This is a genomic window from Vibrio sp. ZF57 (genome assembly GCF_001691235.1).
GTDB classification, from domain to species: Bacteria; Pseudomonadota; Gammaproteobacteria; order Enterobacterales; family Vibrionaceae; genus Vibrio; species Vibrio crassostreae_C.
In genome coordinates this window covers 1-26,106 of the sequence record NZ_MAKD01000072.1, presented here as the reverse complement: position 1 = coordinate 26,106, position 26,106 = coordinate 1, and the positions used below count along the sequence as shown (strand labels likewise).

The window sequence follows — 26,106 nt, the reverse complement described above, 5'->3', positions numbered from 1 at the left end:
AAGTAATAACTTCGGGGTAGTGCAATTCTACCCCATGATTTATGGAAATTCATATGTCTGGTACTCCTTTCATTACCCTCAAGAACGTGTCAAAACATTTTGGCTCAGTGAAAGCCTTGGATGGTATTAACCTAACCTTCAATCAAGGCGAAGTACACTGTTTAGCTGGAAAAAATGGCTGTGGTAAAAGCACATTGTTCAAAGTTATTTCGGGTGTCCATGCGCCGGAAAAAGGTGCTGAAATTCTACTTGAAGGTAAAAAATATCCACGCATAAATCCGCAACAATCAATTGAGCATGGCATTCAAGTTATTTATCAAGACTTGTCGCTTTTCCCTAACCTTACCGTCGCAGAAAACATAGCTATTCAAGATCATGTTGAGTGGACAAAGGGATTAGTTCAGCAAAAGCGTATCGAAGAGATTGCGATTAAAGCAATGGCGAAGGTCGGCGTGAAGCTATCATTGGATAAGCGTGTAGAGCAACTTTCGATTGCAGAGTGTCAATTGGTTGCAATTTGTCGAGCGATGGCGTCTGACGCCAAGCTAGTGATCATGGATGAGCCAACCGCTTCGTTAACTCGTACAGAGGTCAATCACCTGATCGAAGTTGTTGCGGATCTAAAATCGAAAGGTGTTACCGTTGTTTTTGTTAGTCACAAGCTCGACGAAGTGATGGAGATCTCTGATCGTATTACCGTTATCCGTGATGGGCGTACCATTGGTACCTATCAAGCCGATGAAGTGGATAGCGACGAGTTGGCATTTTTAATGACAGGTCAACGTTTTGAATTTTCGCCTTTAGCGCCATACCAACAACAAGGTGATGTGAAGCTAGAAGTAAAAAACCTGACTAAACAAGGTCAATATCACGATGTGTCATTGTCGGTTCGTGCTGGTGAAATCGTCTCCATTACTGGATTACTTGGAGCGGGTCGCACCGAGCTTTGCATGGCATTATTTGGAATGAATAAGCCTGACAGCGGCGAGATCCTAATTAATGGTCAACCGACGTCGTTTCGCTCCAATCGTGATGCGATCGCACAAGGGATTGGTTATGTATCAGAAGACCGCATGTCAACTGGATTAGTCATGGACCAGTCGATTCAAGACAACATTACTGCTTCGGTATTAAAGCGTTTACAAAAGCCATCGGGTGTACTGGACCATCTTAAAGCCAATAAGCTAGTGGAAAAGCTTATCTCATCACTATCAATCAAAGTTGCAGATCCAAAATTACCTGTTACTAGCCTTTCTGGTGGTAACGCGCAGCGCATTTCGATTGCCAAGTGGATCGCGGCAGAGCCCGAAGTTCTGATTCTTGACTCACCGACCGTCGGTGTTGATGTCGCTAACAAAGAAGCCATCTACAACATTGCCAAAGACCTTGCTGCAAGTGGTATGGCGATCATTATGGTGAGTGATGAAATCCCTGAAGTGTTTTACAACAGCCACCGAGTGATTGTGATGAAAGAAGGACGTTTTACCCATGACTTCCAGCCGACTAATTGCTCAGAGCAACAAATCATGGAGGCCGTCAATGCATAATCAATTTAAGCGCCAATTGGCTTCGTTTAGCAAGCGTCACGAATTCTATCTCTCCGTAATGATCGTACTGATTGTGGCGGTACTGACTGCGACATCAGAAGATTTTCTTACGTTAGGTAATATCTTCGATATGTCAGTAAGCTCGGCGTTACTTGGCATCATGGCTTGCGGTCTATTTGTAGTACTTATTGCTGGTGGGATTGATATTTCATTTCCCGCCACGGCAGCAATTGCCCAATATGTTGCGGCCACATACATTCTAAGTATTGGCGGTAACTTTATGATTGCCTTTGGTATTGCCGCATTGGTTGGTGTGCTATTGGGTATGATTAACGCAACATTGGTTTATAAGCTTAAAGTACCGGCGATCATCATAACCATTTCCACGTTGAACCTGTTCTTCGGCCTACTGATTTATTTTAGCAATGGCGAGTGGCTATATGGTTTCCCTGATTGGTTTATGGATGGTGTTGAGTTATTTAGCTTCACTGGAAGCGATGGTTATGACTATGGCTTGTCACTGCCAATTCTGACTTTAATTGCCATGATTGCGCTGACGTCGTTTTTAATGTCGAAAACGCGTTTAGGCCTTCAAATATACGCTGTGGGTGGAAATGCTGATGCCGCGAGCCGTATCGGTATAAACCTCTTTGGCATCAATTTGTTTGTGTATGGTTACATGGGAGCGCTAGCGGGTATTGCGTCAGTAGTTCAAACACAAATTACTCAATCGGTGGCGCCAAACTCTTTAATGGGTTTTGAGCTTACTGTGCTTGCGGCTGTAGTACTTGGTGGAACGAGTATGACGGGAGGCAAAGGAACCTTATTCGGTGTGATTTTAGGTGTGATTTTGCTAGCGGTAGTGAAAAACGGCTTAACACTATTGAGCGTGCCTTCTTACTGGCACACCGTTGTGACGGGGTTGATTATTGTTTGCAGTATCAGCATGACCGCTATTAATGAGAAAAAACAAGCAGCGCAGGGGGCATAATGGAACAGGTTCTAAATAGTTTAAAGCTGCCAACGGATAAGAACATTCGTTACTTGTTGGTTATTTTAGTTGGTATTTTGGTGGTGATGGGCTTTACCAGCGGTCAAGCATTTTTCTCAATCGGCAACTTACAATCGATGTCATCGCAAATGCCGCTATTGGGTTTGCTGGCACTGGCAATGGCCGTATGTATGTTGACTGGTGGTATTAACCTATCGATCATCGCTACTACAAATGCATGTGGCTTAGTTATGGCGAGCATCATAACCCAAGCACCAGATAGCTCTACGATGTTGGTATTAGCACTAGCGGGTGGTCTGATTACAGCAGTAGTAATTGGCCTTCTTAACGGAGCATTAATCGCTTACTTTGGAGTCTCTCCAATTCTTGCTACTTTGGGCATGATGACGTTGATCAATGGCCTTAATGTTCTTATCTCAGGTGGCAGCGTAATTTCAGGATTCCCTGAAGCACTATTGGTTCTAGGTAATGGCTCGTTAATGGGCATCCCTATGCCACTTATCTTGTTTGTCGGTTTTGCGATGGGATTGTGGGCTTTACTTGAGCATACAAGTCTTGGTCGTACGATTTATTTGATGGGCTCTAACGAGAAAGCCACACGATTCTCAGGCATCAATACTCAAAAAGCCACACTGTATGTATATGCGCTCTCTTCAATTCTATGTTGGGCGGCCGCAATTGTAATGATGGCAAAATTCAACTCAGCGAAAGCTGGTTATGGAGAGTCTTATCTATTAATTGCGATTTTGGCCTCAGTGCTCGGTGGCATCAATCCAGATGGTGGTTTTGGACGCATTATTGGTATTGGCTTAGCACTGATTGTACTGCAAACGTTAGAAAGCGGTCTTAATTTACTGGGAGTGAGCAGTTATCTCACTATGGCGCTGTGGGGCGGCATCTTGATCCTATTTATCTTCTTACAAAAAAATAAGGCTTAACGGGGAAGGATATGAGTATTTATTTTATCGGTGTTGACGTAGGCAGTGGTAGTGCACGAGCCGGCGTATTCGATGCTCATGGGCGTAAAGTCGGTGAAGCGAAGCGTGATACCCAAATGTTTAAGCCACAAGCAGACTTTGTTGAGCAATCTTCAGAAAACATTTGGCAGTGTGTGTGTTTGGCAGTAAAAGACGCCGTTTCACAAGCGAATATCGATCCTATTCAAGTAAAAGGCATTGGTTTTGATGCTACATGCTCGCTTGTTGTATTGGACAACAAAGGCGAACCTTTAACAGTTAGCCCAACAGGTCGTAGTGAACAAAATATTGTGATGTGGATGGATCACCGTGCTATCACGCAAGCAGACCGCATCAACACTACTGAACACCCAGTGTTGGCATATGTTGGCAACCGTATTTCGCCAGAAATGCAAACACCAAAGTTATTGTGGCTAAAACAAAATATGCCCAATACATGGTCTAAAGCAGGCTATTTCTTTGACTTACCAGATTTCCTGACTTGGAAAGCTACCTTTGATGCTAGTCGATCGCTTTGTTCAACTGTATGTAAATGGACTTACCTTGGTCACGAAAGTAAGTGGGATAAGAGTTTCTTTGAACTGATAGGTTTAGAAGACTTACTTGAAGATAACGCCCAATCAATTGGCGATCGTATTTTGCCAATGGGTCAGCCTGTCGGGGATGGCCTAACGGTTCATGCGGCGGATGATCTGGGCCTGGTAGCCGGAACAGCTGTTGGTACCTCAATCATCGATGCACATGCTGGTGGTATAGGAGTATTAGGTGCTGCGGGGATGACGGGTGAAAAAGCGGATTTCAATAAACGTTTGGCTTTGATTGGTGGAACCTCTTCTTGCCATATGGCGGCATCAAAAACGGCACGTTTTATCGATGGGGTTTGGGGGGCATACTACGGTGCAATGATACCTGGTTACTGGCTTAATGAGGGTGGGCAATCAGCAACGGGTGCTTTGATTGACCACATTATTACTTCACATCCAATCTATGACAGAGCTAAAGAGCAGGCTGATAAATTGGGTCAAACCATCTATCAATTGCTTAATAACCGTTTGTTAGAACTTGCTGGTAGCAAAGAAGATATAGCTTTTTTGACGAAAGATATTCATGTGTTGCCTTACTTTCATGGCAACCGTTCGCCACGTGCTAATCCTCATTTAACTGGCACTATTACTGGCCTTAAAATGTCGAAAACCATTGATGATATGGCGATGCAATATCTTGCAACGTTACAAGGTATTGCTTTAGGTACACGTCATATCATTGAAGTGATGAACGAATCTGGATACGAGATTGATACCATTATGGCTTGCGGTGGTGGTACTAAGAATAGTGTATTCTTACAGGAACATGCTAACGCCACTGGCTGTATGATTTTGTTGCCGGAAGAAAGCGAAGCGGTATTGCTGGGCTCTGCAATGCTCGGCTCTGTCGCCGCTGACTTCTACAGTGATATCCCAGACGCTATGAATGCCATGAGTCGCATCAGTAAGAGCGTAATGCCCCAAACTGAAAAGATTAAGCGGTTCTATGACGCGAAATATAAAGTATTCCACAAGATGTATGAAGATGACGTGGAGTACAAACGCTTAATGGGAGAGTTTTAGACAAGCCCTTATATATTTCAAAATGTAATTTATGGTTCTGTTAACGGTCTAGTTCAATAACTAGACCGTTAACACATGGACTTCACCGGTGGATAATCGCTACAAATTTTAAATATTGGTTTTTCGTGCTGCAATCACAAGTAGCTCGACCTTGAGTTCAGGGCTAGCGAGCTTCGCTTCACCACAAGCACGCGCAGGTGCGAACCCTTCATCAAACCATTCATCCCATACTGTATTCATTTCATTGAAATCGCTCATATCAGCTAGCCATACTGTGACCTGTAAAACATGCTGACAATCACTTCCCGCTTCAACAAGAAGGCTTTCTACTCTTGTAAGCGCTTCTCTAGTTTGCTCTGTAACGCTTGTACCACGGACTCCGACCTGACCACATAAATATATTGTGTCGTTATGGGTCACAATTTTGCTCATACGTTGATTAGTATGCAGTCTCTGTATCTTGCTCATATTTAATATTTCCTTTTTTATATTTTTTAATAAATGAACTCTTTGCGGGGGTGAGACTTGCTAGCTCTCCAAGTTTCAATGGTTTAATAGGGTTGCGTAGTCGGTAGTAGCCTACTTTTTCCATTGAAATGCCGACTTTGTCACTAATAATATGGGCCACCGTTGATCCGCAATAGCGTCCTTGACACGGGCCCATGCCACAGCGAGTGAACGTTTTTATTTGATTAATCCCACAGGCTCCCTGATCTACGTGATCGCGGATTTGTTTTGCTGTTACTTCTTCACACCGACAAACGATCGTTTGGTCGCTGGGGGTGAGGGCTTGCTTAGGTGGGGTATACAGCGCATCAAGAAACGGTCGTACTGATAGCTCTTTGTTTATTATTGCTTTTATGGGGTTATCGTTATTTTTAGTTATGAGATTACCGTTAAGCTCAAGATCTTGCAGAGTTTTTTGTGCGACGAGCTCACCTTGTAATTCTGCAACGATTGCTCCTCCAATGCCCCCGCTGTCGCCAGCAACAAAGACACCGTAACGTGAACTCATGTTGTTACTGTCTAACTTAGGCTTCCAGCAAACTTGTAATGAATCCCAAACATGTTCCAACCCCATAGCGCGAGTGAGTTGGACGTTAGGAATCACTCCAATATGTGCTAAGACAGTTTCACCTTTAAGATCGACGGTTCTTCCTGAGCTTTGAAAGGTTAAGCCTTCTAAACGTTGGCTACCTAGTGCTTCAATGTGAGTAGAAGATGTATAGCGCTTGATCCCAAGCTTATGAATCTTGGAAAGGAGCGTTAAGCCTTTGGCTATGTAATTGCGTCCTTGCCATGCATTCAACCAATATCCGGCTGCTTTAAAGTAACTTGCGCTTTGCTGAGTATCGACAATGGCCTTCGGTGTAGCGCCGGCATCGCTCATCTGTACGGCGAGTAGGTAGAGAAGGGGACCTGTTCCAACCAAGATTGCATCTTTAGGGACAATGCCTGATGTTTTCATCATGATTTGGCAAGCCCCAGCTGTCATCACCCCTGGTAGTGTCCAACCTGAGAATGGGAATGGTCTCTCAATTGCCCCCGTTGCTATGATGATTTTTTTCGCGGTCGCTTTTTGAGCTTTCCCATCGCGACTCCAATAAACCGCGTTGTCCGAATCAATTCGCCATAACGTAGCGCCAGAGAAATAAGAGATGTTAGCTTGGTTAAAAGTTTTAACGAGTTCGGCACCTCTTAAATAATCTGGCCCGAAGATATGTCCGTGTGGGTGACCTGATTCTTGTATGGCTCTATAAATTTGGCCTCCTGGTTGAGCTTGCTCGTCGATAACCATGACATTTGCTCCCGCAATAGCGCATTGAACTGCCGCAGCCATTCCTGCAGGCCCAGCTCCGATCACACACACATCAAAATTCATGTTTGATTGTTCTAGCATGAAACCTCCTATTACATTGTTTGTCGGCGAATTTTCATGCCGTCTTTAATCAAATTCATGCAAGCTTGAACGCTAGGTTCTCCATCGACTTCAACGCGGCACTCAAAGCAACTACCCATCATACAAAACGGTGCTCTTGGTGAGCCGGATTGAGGCGTTGTACGAGTATGATCTACCGTTGCTGCTAGCAATGCTGCAGCTATGGTATCTCCGTCATTCGCCATGTAATATTGACCTTCCCATTCAAACTGAATTGATGCTTTTTCTTTATCTGAGGCAAGTCGTTGGAATCTAGAATCTGTCTTCACTGAATACCTCCAAATCTGGTGCGTTAGTAGATTGCTCAAGCCAATGCGGTAACAAATAACTATGGACTGCGGCTAGTGTAATACCGCTGTGGCAACTCACTAGGTAAGCTCCTGGATGTGTTTTTGATTGTTGATATATTGGTAGGCCATCAGGTGAAACGATCCGAGTCGCACCCCAACTTCGAATTAGCCTGGTGTGCTCTAAAAATGGATAAACAGCAATCGCTCGCTCAGCTATAGCAGCTGTAGTTTCGATGGTGTCATTGTTGTCAAATCCAGCATTTTCCTTAGAGTCTCCTATCTGGATACCACCTTCATCTACCTGGCGAATAATACCGGAGGGGCGCTTCATCTTTTTGGGGAGCTTTTCAGTGATTAAAACTTGTCCTTTTTGAGGAGAGACTAATGCTTTGAAGTTGAGTTTTGGGCCTAATTGAGCTGCTCCTAAACCTGCAGACAAAACAACTTTGTCGCTAGAATAAATCCTCCCATCTTCTAATGTGACTTGAAACGTTCCCGACTTATCTTGGTTAATATCAGACACATTAGTTCCAGTAATTAAATTAGCACCGAGCTTTCGGATCGCTGCAGTATACGCATTGAGTAACTTCAATGGATTGACATGACCATCTTCTGCTCCGTAAATTGCACCGACGACGTCAGGGCCAATTTCGGGCTCCTCCTGTATTAGGCGTTTGCGATCCCAAATTTCATATGGATGGTCGCTATTCAATTGCTTACGTAGGTGCTCATACTGCTTAGCTTTAGCCATTAATTCTTCTTCACAGAAGTGGAAATCGTATCCCCCTTCTTGCACTAGGTTAAGCCTATGTCCGGTAACGTTTTCTAATTCTTCTGCGAGCTCTTTCCATAACTTTACAGATCGGCGAGTCCATGCTGCATAGTGAGGTGCGTCGAGCCCTTTACTCGACAACCAAACCAAGCCAAAATTGCCACGAGATGCACGATGATCGAGGTCGCCGCCATCCAGTACTGTTACCTGATGACCCGCTTTAAGAAGGCCATAAGCTAGTGCGCAACCCACAATTCCGCCACCGACAACAATATATTCCGGTTTCATAACATTCTCTTATGCTTTCGTTGAGGGGGCAGGGGTGCCCCCTTTGGTTGGTGTTTCTTAATTAAGCGCTTTGTCTAAGATTGGCTGGCTCCAATCAGAACCGATATCGTCAATAATTTGAGGCCATACTGTAGCGCGTACTTTGTTAGCTGTTTTGCTCAACTGACTTGGAGTCATTTCTATGATTGTTGCACCAGCTTCTACCAGTTTTTGTTCATTGGCTTTCTGGTCTAGTTGTGCAGCGCCCCAACGACGGTTTTCAAATTGAGCTGCGGCTGTTTTGAGAGCTGCTCTCTCTGCTTCATCGAGATCTTCTAAGCGCTCAGAATTGATCATCAGGTACCAGATTTCGAAGTGGGTATTGAGAGGAATATAGGTTTTTGTTACATCACGGAATGAAGCGTAATAGCCTTCAGCTCCAGAACCAATAACACCATCAACTACACCAGTTTGTACTGCCGTAAAAGCTTCTGAAAAAGGTAGGGGTGAACCAATATAGCCGACGTTATCTGCTAATAACTGGAAACTCTTGATCGGTGGTACACGAAGCTTAATACCTTTGGTTATATCGGGATCACCAGCACCAACTGCATTACGGTTTAACGAAATTCCTCCAAAGTAAACAGGGTAGGCTGCGAGCAATGTTATATCTTGTTTAGCAAATAGCTCTTCCATTGCTTCGCGTACTGGTGCATTTGAACCGTAGATATTTTGAGCTTCTTGCCAATCGTTTGCTAAGAAAGGTAATAAACCAATTTGCATTCTACGGTCGGTAGATGTGGAGGCTGGTTGCAATGCCATATCAATTGCACCAATTGAAATTCGTTCCTGTACTAACGTGTAATCACCTAAAGCGTTAGCAGCATAGACTCTTAGTTTAAGGTCGCCATCTGTCGAGGCTTTTAGATCGTTGCTTAACTGCTTGATGTCATTATCAACTACGGTACCTTGTGGGCGTACATGACTGATTTTTAGCGTTGTAGCATGTGCAGGGAAAGTACTTAGGGCGGCGGCCATAAGTGATGCCAACATAGTGACATTTTTTATTGTTTTTAATGGTTTTAACTTACTTGTTTTTAACATTGTTAATTTCCTTTTAATAACCAAACATAGTAGGGAGGTACAGAGATAATTCTGACCAAAAAGACGTAAGAATTACGACAGGTAGATACCCAAATAAAATGAGTAGCATTGCCGGCCCAACAACTTCAGAGAATTTTACGTTACCAATGCGAGCACCAAGGTATAGGATTGACGCATATGGTGGGGTCACTCCGCCCATCGCGGTATTGACTCCCATGATTGCGGCAAATTGAATTGGGCTGATGCCAATTGCCGTCATTAGTGGCAAAAGCAAAGGCGCTATAAGAATGATTGCAGTCAAATCGTTCACGACCATACCAACGACAAACAACAACAGATTAATAAAAATTAGTAATAAAAATTTGTCATCAGTAATATTGAAGATAGCTTCAACTAATTGTTGGGGGATTCCTTCTACAACAAACATTTGGCTAAGAATTAGACTGAATAAAATCATAAACATGATAGATCCAACCGCTGTTGCAGACTCTTTGCCGGATTCTAATAATGTCTTCCAACTCAATCCTTTATAGATCATAAAGCCGACTGGAACAGCATAGATAACAGCAACTGCCGCAGCTTCTGTTGGAGTCATAATGCCGCCATAAATACCACCAAGGATAATTACTGGCATCAATAAAGCAGGCACCGCGTTAAATGTTTGGCTAGAAGCTTTCTTAAACATCTCTGGTAAGCTCAGCTTGTCATCTAAAACAAGTGGGAACTTACGAGCCATAAACATATTGATTGCGGCAAAGTTGAACGTAACCAACAATCCAGGACCAAGTGTCGCGAGGAAACAAGCCAGAATTGATGTGTCAGTAACCCAACCATAAACAATCATTGTCACGCTTGGCGGAATGAGTAGACCTAATATTGACGAGTTAGCAATGAGTGCTGTCGCATAAGCTCGCGGGTAGCCTCGTTTTTCCATCTCGGGGATAAGAAGTGGCCCGATAGCCGCAATACCAGTTAATCCGCTTCCAGAAATGGCACCGATAATCGCGCAACTAACAGAAGCTACGATACCTAGACCACCGCGTATATGACCGACAAATACGTTCACAAAACCTAATAGACTAGCAGCGATTCCACTTCTACTCATTATGGTTCCTGCCAATACAAATAGGGGAATAGCCAACAAAACGGGGTTCATTAATTGCCCAGCGCCCCACATCATGTTGCCTTTCATCGACATGTCACCGGCAAAACTCATGACCATCAGTGCACCGCCGAAACAAAATGGAAGGGGAACGCCGAGAGTCAGTAGTATGACTAAAACTGAGACGGCTAATAGAGCGACTTCAATCATTGTTTCACCTTATTTACGAAAGACGATGGAGTTCTAAGTTGGTTAACCAGCTTTACGATATGTATGGCAATAAAAAGTGTGATCAGAAGAAGTCCGATGAATACGGAACATTCATGATAAAAAGTAGGTATATAGAGAGTGGGGCTTTCTTTCCATACGCGCCAAGCGTACTTGACATAATCCCATGCCCAGTAAGTAAGCCAGCTCGAAATAATAAAACTTATAATTTCGCCTACTAGTGCCAAAATTGTGTGCCCGCGTTCACTTTTGATGAAAATTTCTAAGACATTTGCTCGTATCTGAGAGTCTTCTCTTGAAGCATTAACTGCCCCAAGCATATATAGCCAGATTGTAGGAATGACCATTGATTCTTCGAGTCCCATAATTGGGACCTCAAAAATATATCGTGTCACGACCTGAACAAATTGCATTAGAGCTACTGATGCAATTAAGGCCGTGAGCAAGTATCGAAATTTTTGCTCCACTGTATGTTTCCTTATTGTTGTATTTGTAATTATTTGGTTATTTTATTGGTGACAATCAATAAAAACAAATTTAAAATTACTCTAAAGTCATAAATTTTACTTATAGGGTGTCATGAGCAATCTTTCGATAAAACAATTAGAAACGTTCCGTGCTGTAATGCGTTCGGGATCGGTGACTGTGGCTGCAAAAACTTTATGCCGAACTCAACCTGCAGTGAGCTCTATGATCGTAGGTCTTGAGAAGGAGCTAGGGTTGACACTTTTTGAACGACAAAAGGGGCGTTTAATCCCCAACCCTGAAGCATATTTTTTGCTAGAAGAAACTGATGCGATTTTAGAGCGTTTAACGCGTTCAACGCAGTTAATGGCAGAAGTGAAAAACCTCACTAGAGGGAAGTTACGTATTGCTTGTATGCCTGCTGCAGCATTATTTTTTATGCCGCACGTTATTGCCGAATATGTAAAGGACAGACCTGAAGTAGAAGTATCCATGATGATGCGAAGTTCTACTATTGTTCAAGACTGGATTGCATCTCAGCAGTACGATATAGGTTATTCAGAGCTGCCTAAGGACAGAGATTCATTTCATGTAGAACCTATACAGCTTGAGGGAGTGTGTGCATTACACAAGGATCACCCTTTAGCGAGTAAACCGCTCATTACTCCAAAAGACTTAGATAATGTTCCACTAGCAGCGCTGTTTACCCGTCATTCAGCAAGTGAACACACAAGACTGTTATTTGAAGAACATAACGTCACTTATCGACCTAGATTTGAGCTACAGAACTACATCTCTGGTTTTGAGTTTGTCGAACAACAGCTATGTGCTTGTATCTGTGACCCCATCAGTGCAGCTAGTTACAAACTATATAAAGGAAATCAAGGGAACGTTGTATTTCGCCCCTTTGCTCCAGCTATAGCTTATGATCACGCAATACTGACACCTGCTCACAAACCAATGTCAAAGCTTGCTGAGGTCTTTGCTTTAAATATCCGACAAGCAGTAGATGCATTTGTGTCTGATATCAATGATTTTTGACCCGTTTAATGTTCGCATATTTAAACGGTCACAATGAATAATGAAATATAGGTCCTAACGATTTTTTTAACATAGAAACACCCCAATAGTTAGTTTCTTTCTATCACAACTATACTTATACTTTATTTCCAAAAAATTTCTCCCAGAGAACAGTACAACCATTAGTCATTTTTGTGGTAAATATTTCCGAGTGATAATGTATGATTGAGTGAATGTCTATGATCCTCTTCGTATATGGAGTCGCCATTGGGTGAACTCCTTTTAGGTTTTGATAAGTAGAAATAGCCTTTCCTATATTTAGAGTAGAGGAATAAAGAATAAATTATAATGACTGAAAACCACATGTTACCTCCTTAATTGGTGCGTTAAGTATCACTGATTTTTATTTTTAAATTTGAGAGCCCAGATGTAATGAATCATAATGGCCAATGGTACTAATATGTCAAGTGGTGTAAAACCACCAGAAAAAGCCCATCCTAGGAACAAAAGTACGATAGCTAATGTGAATAAAATAAGTTCTTTCAAACCGTCAAGTATGTCCTTCATGCCCTTTCCTTAATTAACCTAGCAATATAATCACAATAACATTAAAACTGTAGTTCCAAAATCCCCGCTTAGTTTTTAGATATATTAAAAACCTTTGAAAAACGGATAAAACAAACAGGGAACGATGCAAAACCGTGCTCTAAATGGTGGTTTCGATCTTTTTTTAAACATTGTAGCAGGACGGAAACGCTTTAAATTTAGTGGAGGAATACCTTTCGTTCTAGCGAATGCTAGGAACCAGTAGAATGTGCCACGTTCAGTTGTTTGGCCCTTTAGTCAGTTTCTAAACCGATCAAGATGGAGCAACAATCACGTAGTACAAAAAGTCATGCGATTTAGTACTAGTATCTATATAGTACAAAAAGACATGTCTTTTTGTTACTACATTCGTTAAGTAGTAGATTTAATGAAATTAACTTTACTGCTTTTTTGTAGGCAAAAATGACAATGCTTTTCTAACGGCTTTAGGTAGCACAGCACAAAGGTGGCACCTATGATGTGAGTGATGTTGCCCAAATTTCTGACTGCCTTTAAGTGAGAAAGTAAGCCACCTATACTGAGGTGGTTGAGTTGACGACATTCAATTGGATAGTTACTCAAGTAATGTATTGTTTTCCTTCAGCGCGATACCGCAACAAGGTAATCGCCAAAATTATTATTTAAATCATTCGAGAGCGATATATTTATCTCTTTGATATACGATCTGTGTTTAGTTCTATATGCCGACAATGTCTTAACTGAACATTTAATGGAATAGTTGAAGTCAATTATGTATTAATCATTTGTAAATACTTGTGTTGGTTTCATCGGTAACTTTTTACCAAGAATAATACTAGGTCGACTTACTAGCCACAATTAATTTCGTTGTTTAATAAAAATTGTTAATTTATTTAGTAAATAATTAAATTTTTATTAGGGCTTTGACAAAGGAAATATAAAACTTCATTTAACACTTCGGTTCGTGGTTCGTCGAACCTACGCTTCATTTAATAACGTTCTCCTCGGTTTAAATTTAGATTTATTTTGTGATCTACGTCTCATCTATGACTAATTATTGCATTGGTAAATGCCGTAACTCTATCTCATTTTTCCGTAATCAGTTTTAAATTTCTTTTAAAACAATTGGTTATATCGTGATTTTAGTATTCCTGATATGTGTATCACGCATTTAGGAAATTTTGCACATAGTTTTATGCTGGTTTTATTTGGAAGTTAAAAGGACATCACGATGCTAAATGTACAGATTAAACGCCAGTTAGTTTTTTCCTTAAGTCAGTTGTGCGAAGAATACCGGCAGTTAAATACTGTAAACAGTACTTAATTATTGGAAAGCACTACGGTGTACAGGTGATTGATATGGAAGATTTAAGAGTATTGCGCTTAGAAGAAGTTAAGCAAATTGTCGGAGTTAGCAGAAGTACAATTTACAGTTGGATGAAAGACGGGCATTTCCCTGAAAGTGTTTCACTAGGGCCAAGAAGTGTAGGGTGGTTAAGCTCTGATATATCTGAGTGGATTCAGCATCGTGTTGGTTGTAACAAGTAAAATGGAGAGCTTCTTCGCACTTGTGACCGACGTGCGAAGAAGCTAATTCTAGAGCAGTTAACATTTACAGTTATGGAAAGCCATTTCTCCTTTACGCATACCTTCGTATGCAACTACTTTGATCGTTTGAGTGGTGCTACATGCTGATTTTGGAAATAAATAAGACATGCTAGTTTGGGTGTTCTATTAACTGAGTTAAAGGTTCACTATGCAGGAATTATTCTGGAAAGTTGTTTTTTCGCTAATGTCGTTCGGTAGCATAGCTGCAATTATAGCTCCGAATGTGCCAAAGCCTTTTTACTGGCTTGGATGGCTCTATATTCTTCTTATGCTAGGTGTTGGTGTTGTTACTATCTATGCAGAGAAAATTATGGCTTGGTGTAATAAAAAGCTGGATATTAATAAAGATGAGTAAACGAGACGGACAGATGGTTAAGCTCTGATATATCTGATTGGATTCAAAGTCGAACTGAGGTCAGGAACTAGATACTGTCTCATTTGGCGTTTGCTTGCCCCCTTAGGTTTGATTAGATTATGCGGTGTTACGCTCAAAGGCAGAACCCTGGTTTGATACCGTAATGACGCACAGCAACCCAAGTCACAATTATTAAGACTTAATCATCATATCCAACCGACTCATGTATCAACGAATGAGATTGATATATGGGTCAGTTTACGTCTGAAAATACCTCCTGTTACAACGAAAACACTGTTGTAGATAAAGCGTTTCATCTCCTTTGATGATTATGGAAAAGTAATGATTTCAAGCTACTTGGAATCACCTGATGTGATCGGTTTGAAGGAAGATATGGCATTTAACATCATGCCGGCCCACAGACCATACCTTCGTTATCATCGAGGCGAGTTATTTAAAGGACGCGAATTGAATACTTGCTCAATACCTTCAGAGGGCTCTGGGTAAAAGTCAGAGCTCTATTCCTGCCAATACCGATGTAGATCACTATAGTTCATACTTTGTCATGTAAACTACAGTTGCATATAACGTTATCATCCCAACTTTGCGATTGTATTTTTAATGACGAAACTTATCCTCAAAACCAATTTTTTGGCACACCTTCTTGGCAAGCGACAACAGGTAAACGTTAACGAAGACGGTATTACCATCTTCAAAGACAATATAAAAACGTTGTACAAGTGGGATACGATAGTTGCTCCTCCAGTAGCCAAATTAGGCTTTTCAGGTGGCGTTTTGTCGTTTGAAACAAATGACGCCGGTTTGTCCGTTCCGATGTTGAGCTACCTATTTGCACATCGACACAAACACACCTTCTTTCCTTTTTGGGCCAACAGTAACGCTCAGAAACTGATTCCATTTTTGAACCAAGTGGAGAACGCCTCTGTCGCAAGTTTTATTAGAACGTCTGAAACTCAAAGCTTTCAAACCATCGCAAATAAAGAAGTGAAAAAGTGGAAGGGATGGCGGTCAGCTTTAGGGTTAAGCGAACTAGCCCAAAAGGTCGCTCAGACACTTGATGTGATTTGTGCCTGGAAGCCGTCAGATATTGAGAATATGCGAGATGCCTACGTCCAAAAGCAGCTAACAGAATACGGAGTGTTTTTCGACAACGTTGAATCCAACCCGTTAACAGAGAAGCAGAGAATCGCTTGTATTACAGATAACGACAACAATCTACTTTTAGCCGGAGCGGGTACCGGTAAAACGAGTGTTATGGTTGGTAGAACTGGGTACCTGATTAATAGTGAACAAGCGACTGCAAATGATATCTTGCTACTGGCTTACGGCCGTATTGCAGCTAAGGAAATGGACGAGCGCATCAAAGACAAACTGGGTTTTGATGAAGTGAGAGCCAGCACGTTCCATAGCTTGGGTATGAAAATTATCGCTGAAGTTGAAGGTTCAAAACCAAACCTATCCCCATTTGAAGACGACATTAAAGCTAAATCAAAATGGATGAACGATAACCTAGATCAACTCATGCTTGATGATGGCTACCGTGAGTCTTTACTTGAGTACTTCAGCTCGTATTACTTTGTTGATAAGAACCATTTTGAGTTTCAAAGTGAAGGTGAGTATCTACAGTACTTAACTGACAATGACATCCGTTCGTTGAAAGGGGACCAGGTAAAGAGTTACGGTGAGGTTGTCATTGCTAACTGGTTATTTAGAAACGGAATTAATTATGAGTATGAGGCGAGCTATCGATTTGACGTAAGTACAGATCAATATCGTCAATATCACCCAGACTTTTATTTACCAGACCACGATATTTACATTGAATACTACGGTACTGATGAGCACGGTAATACAGCCCCGTGGATTGATAAAGATCGCTATCAAGAGTCGATTGAATGGAAACGCCAAACGCACAAGCAATACCAGACTGGTTATGTTGAGGTGTTCTATCACCAACATAAAGTTGGAAAGCTTCTTCAGGTGCTTGAACATAAATTGTTGGAGCGTGAAGTCGAATTTAACCCCATCCCTCCACAGGATTTACTCAATAACCTTCGCCAGTTAGGCCAAGTAACAGAATTGGCTAAATTGTTTAGTACTTTGGTGGATATGTACAAAGCGGCTTGCCTTGATGATATTGCTATAGAGAACGTCATTAGAAATTCAATCGACCCTAAGCAAACAGAGAAAGCGTTAGAGCTGTTGTATCCACTATACAATCGGTATGAGCTGTTTCTTCGTGAAAAGCAGTGGATAGATTTCAATGACATGATCAGCAAAGCATTGATGTATGTCCAAACCGGACAGTTTGTTTCATCCTGGAAATACATCTTAGTGGATGAGTTTCAAGACATCTCAGAGTCCAGAGCTAGGCTTGTCAAAGCGTTGCGTGATTCACTGCCTGGTACCTCGCTGTTTTGCGTTGGGGATGATTGGCAGGCTATCTATCGCTTCAGTGGCGCAGACGTTAAGCTGACTACCAATTTTGTTGAGTATTTCGGTGCGACTTCGGAAACAAAATTGGATTTAACGTTTCGTTTTAACAGTGCGATTGGAGATGTGGCAACGCAATTTGTCTCCAGAAACCCAGTACAAATCAAAAAAGACATTCAGTCCCTTATTAAGGTTAACAAGCCTGCTGTATCGATCCTCAGACAAGGCAGAAATGAACAAGGTGTATCTCCCCTAGAAAAAGCGCTTAATGCTGTTTTGGCTTGCGTTCATACCTCAGGTAAACCAGCGCAGAATAAGGTGTATCTACTAGCCAGATTTTGGCATCAAATGCCTGATTACCAGCAGCTTCAAGAAATTAATAGACAGTACCCATCCTTACAGATTACCTGTCAGTCATTCCATGCCTCTAAGGGTAAAGAAGCCGACTATGTCATTATTACGGGATTAACAACGGGTAAGCACGGCTTCCCGTCTCAAAAAGTAACCCCTCCGCTGGTGGACGCGCTATTACCTAAAGGTGATGATTACGAGTTTGCTGAAGAGAGACGTCTTTTTTATGTCGCTTTAACCAGAGCAAAACATAGAGCGTACCTATTAGCTGATATGACTGATGTCAGTGATTTTGTCATCGAACTTATAAAGAACAAATACTTCGTAGATACCGATGAATTTGATGCATCGTTTGTACAGAAACTGTTTGAACAGATTTCTTGTAGCAGCTGTAAAACAGGAATATTGAAAGAGCGCGTTAGTCGCTACGGTAAGTTTTTGTCGTGTTCTTTTTATCCTCGCTGTAAACACAAGGAAACCCCATGTAGCCAGTGTGGTAGCCCGATGAGCAGTACGACTAAGCCTGGCTTTCAGGAATGCATTAACGAAGAGTGTGGCGACATTCGACCGCTCTGTAAGCGTTGTGGTAGTGAGATGAAGCTAAGAAATGGTAAGTACGGTAAGTTTTGGAGTTGTTCGACATATAGAAAAAATGCAGATAAAAATTGTGGTTATACACTTAACTGTACCGCTAACGAACTTTGATTGGGCTAGCACATGAAAGTTGGCAAACTTGTACAGTTACTGGCATCCAGATGGATATACAGCTCAAGCAGATATACACGGTGATTTGAATGTTACGGTTCTAATGCCAAAATGTATGGTTGAAATCATCGTTGCAGGGTTTATCCCACAGGTTGACGAATCCGTGATGGCTTAGCTTACTTCATTGGTACGTGACGATGATTAACGGGCGCCCACACAGCAAGTTCTCTTTATGTGCGGATAAGCAGTCTCTCGCCAAGATATACTGTGATTAGAATATTAGGTACGGTCTCAGCTCTTCAAAATTCCCTAAGATGATCTGTTGTCCTTTGGGGTTCGAATTCAACACGTTAATATCGATGTTATAAGCATCCAGAACATAGCGAACCAATGCTGCGTTCGTCGATATTGCCAGGATGCCTTTTTCCATACCGTAGTCGTGTGCAATCACTTTGGCCTGGGCTTCGGTCAATCTGGAGTCGGGGATTAACTTAATAGAGAGGTGAGTGTTCCAAAGCTCATCTTGTTCTTTCCCTTTTATTTTTTTTGTATCAAGAGCTGGAACACCTCGAATTCGGCTCAACACAAAATCTCTATAGCCTCTGGAATACTCACAATAAGCTCGAACGTGCCAACGTAGTGGTGTGCAAACGAGAGTATGCGGGGAAATCAACCGATCAACCTCAATCCCATCTTTTAGTGATGTGTAGCTTATATCGACACGTTTCTTCTCTCTGATAGCTTGAACCAGTGGGCGTAAGATTTCAGGCGCAATGTTACGTGTTACCGGACGGACCATCGTTGTATTTTCAAAGCCCATATCAAGCTCTTTAAATGTGATGGTTATATCTTCACTTCTTGAAAGAATGTGTAAATATTCATCAGCATGACCGCTCGTTAGCTTTGGGACAAAGTTACTGCTGGGTTTGTAACCTTTCAGCTGTTTGTCATAGGTAAGGTTACCAGGGGCTACATCTGTAAGATAAGTGTTGATGTCTTTTGAAGCTTGCTGCCGACCAATGCCAAAACTCTGAATCAGATGGTTGGTTGTTAATCTACCTTCCCATAATGCAATGACTTCGATCATTCTATACCGGAAGAGTAGATCCCATCTTATTGGCCATTTACGCATTTTCCAATTCCTGTCTAATTATGCGACGTGTATATGTATTCAGTATTTACCTGTCTTCATTAGCGACATAATATTGCTTGGCTATTTTATCGTCAAGTTAGTCTGTGGCTAACTGTTAGGAAAACATCTTGGAGCGAGTGTAATGAGCGCATTACTTGAAACTTATCTAGAAATGGCAGGTCCTGAAACTTGCCAGTCAAAAGACGGTTTTTTGGCAATTGTTGATGCCCAAACAGGCCTTGGTAAGACCTATCAGGCTACGGAGCTTCAACTTGAACACTTAATAGCTGATTCAAAGATAACGCTCATTTACTCAACGAACTTAAGACTCAACGTGAAGGAAGCGTATAACTCTTTGCTTGATCGTATTGATGACAGGGCAACGCTTAGCTCTTTACAAAAAGAAGAACTGAAACGCAATGTTATTTGGATTCCAGCCCAAGATACTTGCATTGCTGAATTATCCGATGAGGATTGGGCGACAATATTTGAGACTCTCGATATACAGCAGCAAAGGGAAGTTAAAACGATACTCGATAAGGTCGAGTTGCTAAATCAAGCAAAAAATAGCAGCAATACGGCGGTGTTTGATGAGGACCTACGAGATCAACACCGTAAAATTTTCACATTGCTAAGAGCATGCTTAAAAGGGAAAGAAACCCTAGATGCGAAGTTAGATGAAATTTTAGACCGAATCTTCCCGGCGAGAAGGATTGATCAGGGTAAAACTCAGGTACTATTTCTTACTACATCCAAGCTGCTCTACCCGTGGCATGGCATAGATAAAAGCTACAGAATAAGCGACTTTCTTGATAACTCACTGCTGATCCTCGATGAGTTCGACCGTCAGCAAAGTGAATTCCTTACCCACTTAATCAACACTGTATCTGATTACGACATCATTGCTCTAACCCGCAAGTTCTATTCGAGTTTTGATAGCTTCAGAATTCACGGGGCACCTGAGTTTGACGGAGTTGATAAGTGCTTTGACCGGTTTCGCAATGCGCTTGCGGAATATAAAGACAAATGGTTTGTCAGCTATCGTCCGTTTATCACAGACGCGACAATTCAGAAGGGAAGTGAAAATCAAAATCGAATATTCACGCTTCTCTCTGACAGAATGTCCATTCATGCCATTAACTTTAGGCACGAAGTGTTGAAATCACAGATTAACCATGCGTTAGTCAGCCACGAGATTGGCCCTGGCGGTGCCGAAAGTGCCATACAGTTTGTGAACAATGGCGCTCAGCTTGTTAGAACATTCTGCAACGGTATGCTAAGTGCGATCCTTAAACTTAAAAAGAACTTAGAAAGCTCAGAAGACCCGAAAACCTACACTACAGAGAATCTGGTAGGTAAAGTGCTCAATAACTTGGGACTGGTGGAAATTACACCAAGCATCATGTCTTTACTCTCTTCCCGGTTAAGCTTCAAAGTCCAAAATGAACATAAAGCTTATAGTTTCCACGATAGCGGGTACGAAATCGCCAACATTGCCAAGTATAGCGACACAGATAATACCGCTAGCGCTAACACGTTTGATTTGGCATTAACATCAACCGGCTTGCTCGCTCACTGGGTTTTGGCTGGGGCTAGGGTCCTTGGTATTAGTGCAACTGCTACAAGCCGAACTGCAATCCATAACTTTGATCTCGAGTATTTAAGTGATGTTCTGTCAGATCGATTAGTTCTTCTTAATCCTGCACAAAAAGTGGCGATACAAACGGAATACTGCGATAAGCGTAGGTACGAAGTAAACCAGATTCAAGTTAGCGTAAAAGGCATATCTGAGCGTGTGGAGTGGGGTGGTGTTGCGGAGCTGTACAAGGAATTCAAAGGGGTAAAACTTCACCCAGCATTACTGGAAAATGAGCTGTGTAAACTACTAAATGTGGGCATAGCTCAATTGAAATTTGCCGTAAACCGAGCTAATAAGCTGCTTGAATCTATCCGTCTGTTCTCTCTTCATCCTGATAACAGATACCATTTCTGTATGCTCAACAAAAGTTATAAGAATCTTGAATTTATGGATTTTATGGTGAAAGTTGGCCAAAAATACGGTGTCACAATATTCGAGAACATCAATGCTGCTTCATTTAGGAATGATCAGTTCCAGGCAATATTAAATATGTTGGAGAACACCACTGAGAAAGTTGCAGTGATTACAAACTATCAGGCGACTGGGGCGGGGTTGTCACCATCTTACACAATTTCTGAAAAACATACGTTGACGTACGTTGGTCCTGAGGGTACCGCACCATTCCAGAGTAAAACTGATATTGATTCTATTTATTTAGAACAGCCCAAGAGCTTGATTGGTAGCAGAATTGGCGAAGATCTAGATGCGAAGGCACGAGATGTGGCAATTAAAAAGAACATTCATGATGCGTTGATGCTTCACGAAAAAGGTATTGTTGTTGCCAACGAAGTTAAATCAAAACTCAAGTTCCTAATTTCACCAAAGGTTAGTGGCTTTGCTGTGAGCTCAATGATCACAACCTATAAAGGGAGCGAAGACTACCGATATGCAGTTTATCGTTTCATCGAGCAAGCACTCGGTCGAATGTGCCGTACCGAATGGAAACAACTTGAAATTACCATCATGTATGATGCGGTTACTGATTTTGTTGAAACGTTAGCCAAAGACAGTCGTAATCTCTCGTATTTATCCCATGAGTACAGAGCATTGATAACCAATATCAAACAGCACCGAAAATCACAGGAGCATGATAAACAAACTATGTCCTACCATCCGAGAGCTTCACGAAATTTTGCGCATATCCAAAGACTAGTCACTAGTGTGTATGAGCACCAGAACGAGAATGCAATCGGTCAGTACGAAAGGTTGAGGTCCTGGATGTTGAGAAAACCAACTATGTTGCAATCACCAACAGGCGAGGAGGTTCGTTACTATATCGATGTACAGAAACCTTTAGGTCAGTACCAGTATCAAATCAACTATTCCGATGAGAAAGGGATCACCGAAATTTTCATTGATCCCTCAGATGTACCAGGGTTAAGAGATGTTTCTGAGCAGTCTGCTCGCCTGGCTTTGCTTATGAAAAATCCTTTAGTCTATGCACATTTCGAAGCTAATGGGTATGCTACAACATTTGGTAGTAACCAATTTATGTTAGCACCTGCCATGTTTGATCTCTATATGGGGGCGCTTGGTGAAGAAGCGGTTTGCGCAATTTTGAAGGAGTTTGGCTATGAGATTCAAACTATGCCTGATGGATGTGTGGAGTGGTTTGATGGATACATCGAACTTGGCAGTCAAATCCTTTTGGTTGACGTCAAACATTGGGATTTAGAAACAGGCTGTTTGGTTCACGACAACACCTTGGATAAGTGCAAAGTCAAGTTGGATGAAATTAGGGTGAATCCTCCAATCGAGTTTGCAAACAAGTACATGCAAGCGATGTATATCAATACTATTTGGAGCGGAGCGGAAGGAATAAATTCGCGAAAATATGTGGTTAATGATAAGCAATTTGTCAAACATACTAGCCCAGAGCTTGCAGACGTTATTGAAATACCGGGAATTATCGACGGTGTGTCAGGCACAAATAATGTTCCGCCAATGAGTCAATTACTCGAATTTCTGAATCTAAGTACGGAGCGAAGAAAATGAGCCGAAGTTTAACTACCCTCATTGAATTAACCTTTAATTTCGAAGCGTTGAGCCAAAAATACGTAATTTACAAAGTGTCATTAGACAAAAACATGGGGAAAGTAGATTACGCGAAGCAGTTGAGTTTAGTGGAGCGAGCATGTAAGCCTAAAGCATTGATTAGACACTCTCGTTACTATTGGGTCTTGCTCGAAAAACAAGAAAAAAACAAGCCTGAATCAGTGGATATCGCCTTTGAGCGTGTACAGTTTGAAGACTGTGATCTGCTCCTACTGGGGCGCCTTTTCGTACGAGCTATAGGCAAAGTTACACCAAGCCAGTTTTTTTCAGGGCTTGGAGAAACGTTTCTTTTTGTCGAGCCAGATAAATTCTTCGAGCATACTGTCTATAAATGCTTAAAATTTGAACTCAAGGAGAGCGTACGTTTTAACTCCTTATTCATATCGATGGACGGTACCACTTTTTCGCCGATAGAAACGGTATACAAGTCGCCCAGCTACATTGAAAAGCAAGCCAAATTTGAGTTTGATACGGAAAGCGGGCTATTGCGACGCAACCCTAAGGGTAATCTCATAGTGCATAGCCCAGGGAAGAAAAAGTTTACGACAAATGCTATCGACATTACAGGTCAAGAGCCTATTTCACTGCAAAAGACGAAAACTGGGGCAATTTACCAGTTCGTTGATCTTATGAATACGTATTTCTCTGGCTATGTATCTATGCAATTGAAGCCTATTGAGGCCAGTTGGCGGGAACACTATAACAAGCGTGATGTAGAAAATGTGTATCGACGTATCTATCAGGTTATCGATGATGCTGGTGGTTTACAGGTTGTAAACGCGTCTTTGAAAGAGGATGGCTTTGAGAAACTGAAACATCAGCAATGGCCCGTGCAGATTGATTTTATTGAGACTGTAGATATAGATGCTAGAAAGCCATTACTCGTAGTTTTAGATACAGCTGAAAGTTATGAAAAGTTTGACTTAACTGACCCCAAGGCAAGCTTTTATACAACAGATAGAGTGACGCAAAGTATCTACAACTCCACGATTACTTCTGTCCGTCCAAAGGCCAAAGGGGATGCGTTAAGCCCGATCATTGATGCCGTAGTAAAAGAAATGGCGATTAAACAAGAGTGTTTGAAGGGTGAGTTCCTAATTCAAACGCTAAAAGACAACTATTGGTTTGTTGAGATAGAAGACCCTAAATATAGAGATAAGGAGGCAGTTTTCCATATATTGAAATGTGAAAACGGAAGGTTTCATTATGAGCAACAGGATGAGTTTTACTTTGATGGGCTCGGTATAGAGTTTCCTGAAAAGAAACGCTATTTTGAAACGCTGAGCTACGTGATCGATATGGCACAACAGCCTCCTAAAATCTGTACCATTGTTCATGAAGAAATCGCCGCTATTCCGGATGCCGCAAAGCTCTTTGAAGTGCTCGACCATCTAAAGGCTAGTAACCAAAAAGGCATAAGCCGTGAGTTTATCGCTCAGTATCTCTCCGACTCAATTTACGTAAATGATCCAATAAATGACAAACTCAAGTCCATGTTGGAGATGCTCCCATTACAGAAAGAATTTTATAAAGAAGACCTGAAAGCTGCCAAGATTGGCTACCGCTCCAATGCCGAGCAAGCACTCGTTGACGGATACTTCCAAGAGACTGGCGTAATGCTCAATTACTCGTTGAAAGGTGAACACAATGAATACCTCGAAGCCTTAACGGGACACTTCTTCGACGCAGAGCATTCTGCATATTTTGTTGGCAGTGAAAAAGGCGGTTTTAAGTTCAGTCGTGGACAGTTCAACCATATCAGGTACCTTGAAGGTCCTGATGACTTAAAGCAGCTTTGTTTAGAATTAACCAAAAGCTACTTTGTTCGCAATAAACTTGCCACTGTGAAACCCTTCCCATTTAAGTACTTATCGGAATGTCGAGAAAGTAAGAAGTGGCAGAAGTGAACTGAATGACAGAGTTTTATAAAGGAAAATTAGATGGTTCATGAGTCCCAACTTGTCCCAGGCACCAAACTAAATAACACAGAACTGTGCGAAGTCTTCGGTTGTAGCCCACAAGGTGGGATGCGACGTTCACATAAAACCAACACATTAGTCATTGTATCGAACCACATAAAGTCTATTTATGATGACCGGTGGGTAGGTGACGTTCTCCACTATACAGGCATGGGCTCTAAAGGCGATCAAAGCCTAACGTTTCAGCAGAATAAAACGCTAGCTGAATCGAGAACCAATGGCGTCTCTGTTCACTTATTTGAAGTGTTTAAGGACCAAGAGTACACCTATGTTGGCGAAGTCGCTCTCGACGGTGAACCGCACTCGGAAACGCAAGATGATGAACAAGGTAATCCAAGAAAAGCATATTTATTCCCTCTACAGCTTGTAACGGGTGAGCGCCAGGTTAAAAAAGAAGATCGAGATAGCGTTGAGAGCGTTCGAGTTCGTAAAGCCAGAAAGCTAACAGTTGAAGAGCTACAGGCTTTAGCTGCGAAAGGTGGAAAAACAGCTACACGTTATCAGCAACAATCCACCAGCTATGAACGAAATGTTTGGGTAGCTGAACTTGCTAAACGATTGGCTAAAGGTCAATGTCAGCTTTGTTTGAAACCAGCTCCGTTTAACAATGCTAAAGGTGATCCTTACCTTGAGACGCATCATATCGTCTGGTTGTCCAAAGATGGCGATGACACGCCAGACAATACAGTGGCGTTATGCCCAAATTGCCATAAGAAGATGCACATCGTTGATGACACAAACGATGTAAAGGCTTTGAAGTCTCGTTGTAAGCAATTACTAAAAGAGCATGAAAATGAGTAAGAAACATATCGAAGTGGTGGCTGCCGTACTGATGAACGGTGGTCAGTTTTTGGCGGTCCAAAGAGGGCCGTCTCAGCTCGATTATATCAGCCAGAAATGGGAGTTTCCTGGTGGAAAGGTAGAAGCAGGTGAA

General features: G+C 41.9%; 22 protein-coding genes and 1 pseudogene. 14 read left to right on the top strand and 9 right to left on the bottom strand.

The genetic code is table 11. From position 1 onward, the window contains the following. The first annotated feature begins 53 nt into the window (after positions 1-53). Genes A6D97_RS08565 through A6D97_RS08550 form a run of 4 tightly spaced genes read left to right on the top strand, consistent with a single transcriptional unit; the run spans position 54 to position 5,143 of the window. Positions 54-1,547 carry a sugar ABC transporter ATP-binding protein gene (locus A6D97_RS08565; RefSeq protein ID WP_065584212.1) on the top strand — a complete coding sequence of 498 codons (1,494 nt, stop codon included), beginning with the start codon at positions 54-56 and terminating at the stop codon, positions 1,545-1,547. Then, positions 1,540-2,538, top strand: a complete 999-nt coding sequence (locus tag A6D97_RS08560) for an ABC transporter permease (RefSeq protein WP_065584211.1) — start codon at positions 1,540-1,542, stop codon at positions 2,536-2,538. The genes A6D97_RS08565 and A6D97_RS08560 overlap by 8 nt, the downstream gene beginning before the upstream one ends. Continuing rightward, complete coding sequence (locus tag A6D97_RS08555) at positions 2,538-3,497, top strand: ABC transporter permease (RefSeq protein WP_065584210.1); 960 nt, start codon at positions 2,538-2,540, stop codon at positions 3,495-3,497. The genes A6D97_RS08560 and A6D97_RS08555 overlap by 1 nt, the downstream gene beginning before the upstream one ends. Positions 3,498-3,508: 11 nt before the next feature. Next, positions 3,509-5,143, top strand: a complete 1,635-nt coding sequence (locus tag A6D97_RS08550) for an FGGY-family carbohydrate kinase (RefSeq protein WP_065584209.1) — start codon at positions 3,509-3,511, stop codon at positions 5,141-5,143. Between the two features lie 108 nt (positions 5,144-5,251). On the opposite strand, the gene A6D97_RS08545 is transcribed toward A6D97_RS08550, so the two are convergent. Genes A6D97_RS08545 through A6D97_RS08515 form a run of 7 tightly spaced genes read right to left on the bottom strand, consistent with a single transcriptional unit; the run spans position 5,252 to position 11,312 of the window. Further along, positions 5,252-5,611 (bottom strand): RidA family protein, encoded by a 360-nt coding sequence (locus A6D97_RS08545; protein ID WP_065584208.1) that lies wholly within the window; start codon positions 5,609-5,611, stop codon positions 5,252-5,254. After that, complete coding sequence (locus A6D97_RS08540; protein ID WP_065584207.1) at positions 5,583-7,043, bottom strand: NAD(P)/FAD-dependent oxidoreductase; 1,461 nt, start codon at positions 7,041-7,043, stop codon at positions 5,583-5,585. The genes A6D97_RS08545 and A6D97_RS08540 overlap by 29 nt, the downstream gene beginning before the upstream one ends. A gap of 11 nt (positions 7,044-7,054) precedes the next feature. Beyond that, positions 7,055-7,351 (bottom strand): (2Fe-2S)-binding protein, encoded by a 297-nt coding sequence (locus tag A6D97_RS08535; RefSeq protein WP_065584206.1) that lies wholly within the window; start codon positions 7,349-7,351, stop codon positions 7,055-7,057. Further along, on the bottom strand, positions 7,335-8,432 hold the full coding sequence (locus A6D97_RS08530; RefSeq protein ID WP_065584205.1) for an FAD-dependent oxidoreductase: 1,098 nt from the start codon (positions 8,430-8,432) through the stop codon (positions 7,335-7,337). The genes A6D97_RS08535 and A6D97_RS08530 overlap by 17 nt, the downstream gene beginning before the upstream one ends. Before the next feature lie 57 nt (positions 8,433-8,489). After that, positions 8,490-9,515, bottom strand: a complete 1,026-nt coding sequence (gene dctP, locus A6D97_RS08525) for a TRAP transporter substrate-binding protein DctP (RefSeq protein ID WP_054541262.1) — start codon at positions 9,513-9,515, stop codon at positions 8,490-8,492. Positions 9,516-9,528: 13 nt separating this feature from the next. Next, on the bottom strand, positions 9,529-10,827 hold the full coding sequence (locus tag A6D97_RS08520) for a TRAP transporter large permease (RefSeq protein ID WP_017065559.1): 1,299 nt from the start codon (positions 10,825-10,827) through the stop codon (positions 9,529-9,531). Then, on the bottom strand, positions 10,824-11,312 hold the full coding sequence (locus tag A6D97_RS08515; RefSeq protein WP_017065560.1) for a TRAP transporter small permease subunit: 489 nt from the start codon (positions 11,310-11,312) through the stop codon (positions 10,824-10,826). Before A6D97_RS08515 ends, A6D97_RS08520 begins: the two co-directional genes overlap by 4 nt. A 112-nt stretch (positions 11,313-11,424) precedes the next feature. On the opposite strand from A6D97_RS08515, the gene A6D97_RS08510 reads away from it, so the two are divergent. Further along, the gene (locus A6D97_RS08510) at positions 11,425-12,351 is read left to right on the top strand and encodes a LysR substrate-binding domain-containing protein (protein ID WP_065584204.1); all 927 of its coding nucleotides are present in this window, start codon (positions 11,425-11,427) and stop codon (positions 12,349-12,351) included. A gap of 372 nt (positions 12,352-12,723) precedes the next feature. On the opposite strand, the gene A6D97_RS22020 is transcribed toward A6D97_RS08510, so the two are convergent. Further along, the gene (locus tag A6D97_RS22020) at positions 12,724-12,897 is read right to left on the bottom strand and encodes a hypothetical protein (protein ID WP_170791817.1); all 174 of its coding nucleotides are present in this window, start codon (positions 12,895-12,897) and stop codon (positions 12,724-12,726) included. 1,356 nt (positions 12,898-14,253) lie between these two features. Here A6D97_RS22020 and A6D97_RS08505 point away from each other — a divergent pair. The 5 genes and pseudogenes from A6D97_RS08505 to A6D97_RS22015 all read left to right on the top strand — a co-directional run bounded on the left by A6D97_RS08505 (position 14,254) and on the right by A6D97_RS22015 (position 18,542). Further along, entirely contained in the window at positions 14,254-14,442 is a 189-nt protein-coding gene (locus A6D97_RS08505; RefSeq protein ID WP_065584203.1) for an AlpA family transcriptional regulator, read from the top strand. 208 nt (positions 14,443-14,650) lie between these two features. After that, positions 14,651-14,857, top strand: coding sequence for a hypothetical protein (locus A6D97_RS08500; RefSeq protein WP_065584202.1), 207 nt, complete (start codon positions 14,651-14,653; stop codon positions 14,855-14,857). A 312-nt stretch (positions 14,858-15,169) separates the two neighbouring features. Further along, a pseudogene (locus A6D97_RS22190) lies at positions 15,170-15,364 on the top strand (hypothetical protein); the annotation flags it as partial. 114 nt (positions 15,365-15,478) lie between these two features. Next, positions 15,479-18,367, top strand: coding sequence for a UvrD-helicase domain-containing protein (locus A6D97_RS08495; RefSeq protein WP_065584201.1), 2,889 nt, complete (start codon positions 15,479-15,481; stop codon positions 18,365-18,367). Between the two features lie 28 nt (positions 18,368-18,395). Continuing rightward, on the top strand, positions 18,396-18,542 hold the full coding sequence (locus tag A6D97_RS22015) for a hypothetical protein (protein WP_170791816.1): 147 nt from the start codon (positions 18,396-18,398) through the stop codon (positions 18,540-18,542). Positions 18,543-18,638: 96 nt separating this feature from the next. On the opposite strand, the gene A6D97_RS08490 is transcribed toward A6D97_RS22015, so the two are convergent. After that, positions 18,639-19,499, bottom strand: coding sequence for a WYL domain-containing protein (locus A6D97_RS08490; RefSeq protein WP_065584200.1), 861 nt, complete (start codon positions 19,497-19,499; stop codon positions 18,639-18,641). 142 nt (positions 19,500-19,641) lie between these two features. Between A6D97_RS08490 and A6D97_RS08485 the strand changes: the two genes are divergently transcribed. The 4 genes from A6D97_RS08485 to A6D97_RS08470 form a co-directional block, all read left to right on the top strand. Beyond that, positions 19,642-23,133, top strand: coding sequence for a hypothetical protein (locus A6D97_RS08485; RefSeq protein ID WP_065584199.1), 3,492 nt, complete (start codon positions 19,642-19,644; stop codon positions 23,131-23,133). After that, on the top strand, positions 23,130-25,100 hold the full coding sequence (locus A6D97_RS08480; RefSeq protein ID WP_065584198.1) for a hypothetical protein: 1,971 nt from the start codon (positions 23,130-23,132) through the stop codon (positions 25,098-25,100). Before A6D97_RS08485 ends, A6D97_RS08480 begins: the two co-directional genes overlap by 4 nt. Positions 25,101-25,133: 33 nt before the next feature. Next, complete coding sequence (locus tag A6D97_RS08475) at positions 25,134-25,973, top strand: HNH endonuclease signature motif containing protein (protein ID WP_065584197.1); 840 nt, start codon at positions 25,134-25,136, stop codon at positions 25,971-25,973. Continuing rightward, positions 25,966-26,106 (top strand): NUDIX domain-containing protein (locus A6D97_RS08470; protein ID WP_139074308.1); only part of this gene is annotated, 141 nt, incomplete at its 3' end. The genes A6D97_RS08475 and A6D97_RS08470, both read left to right, overlap by 8 nt.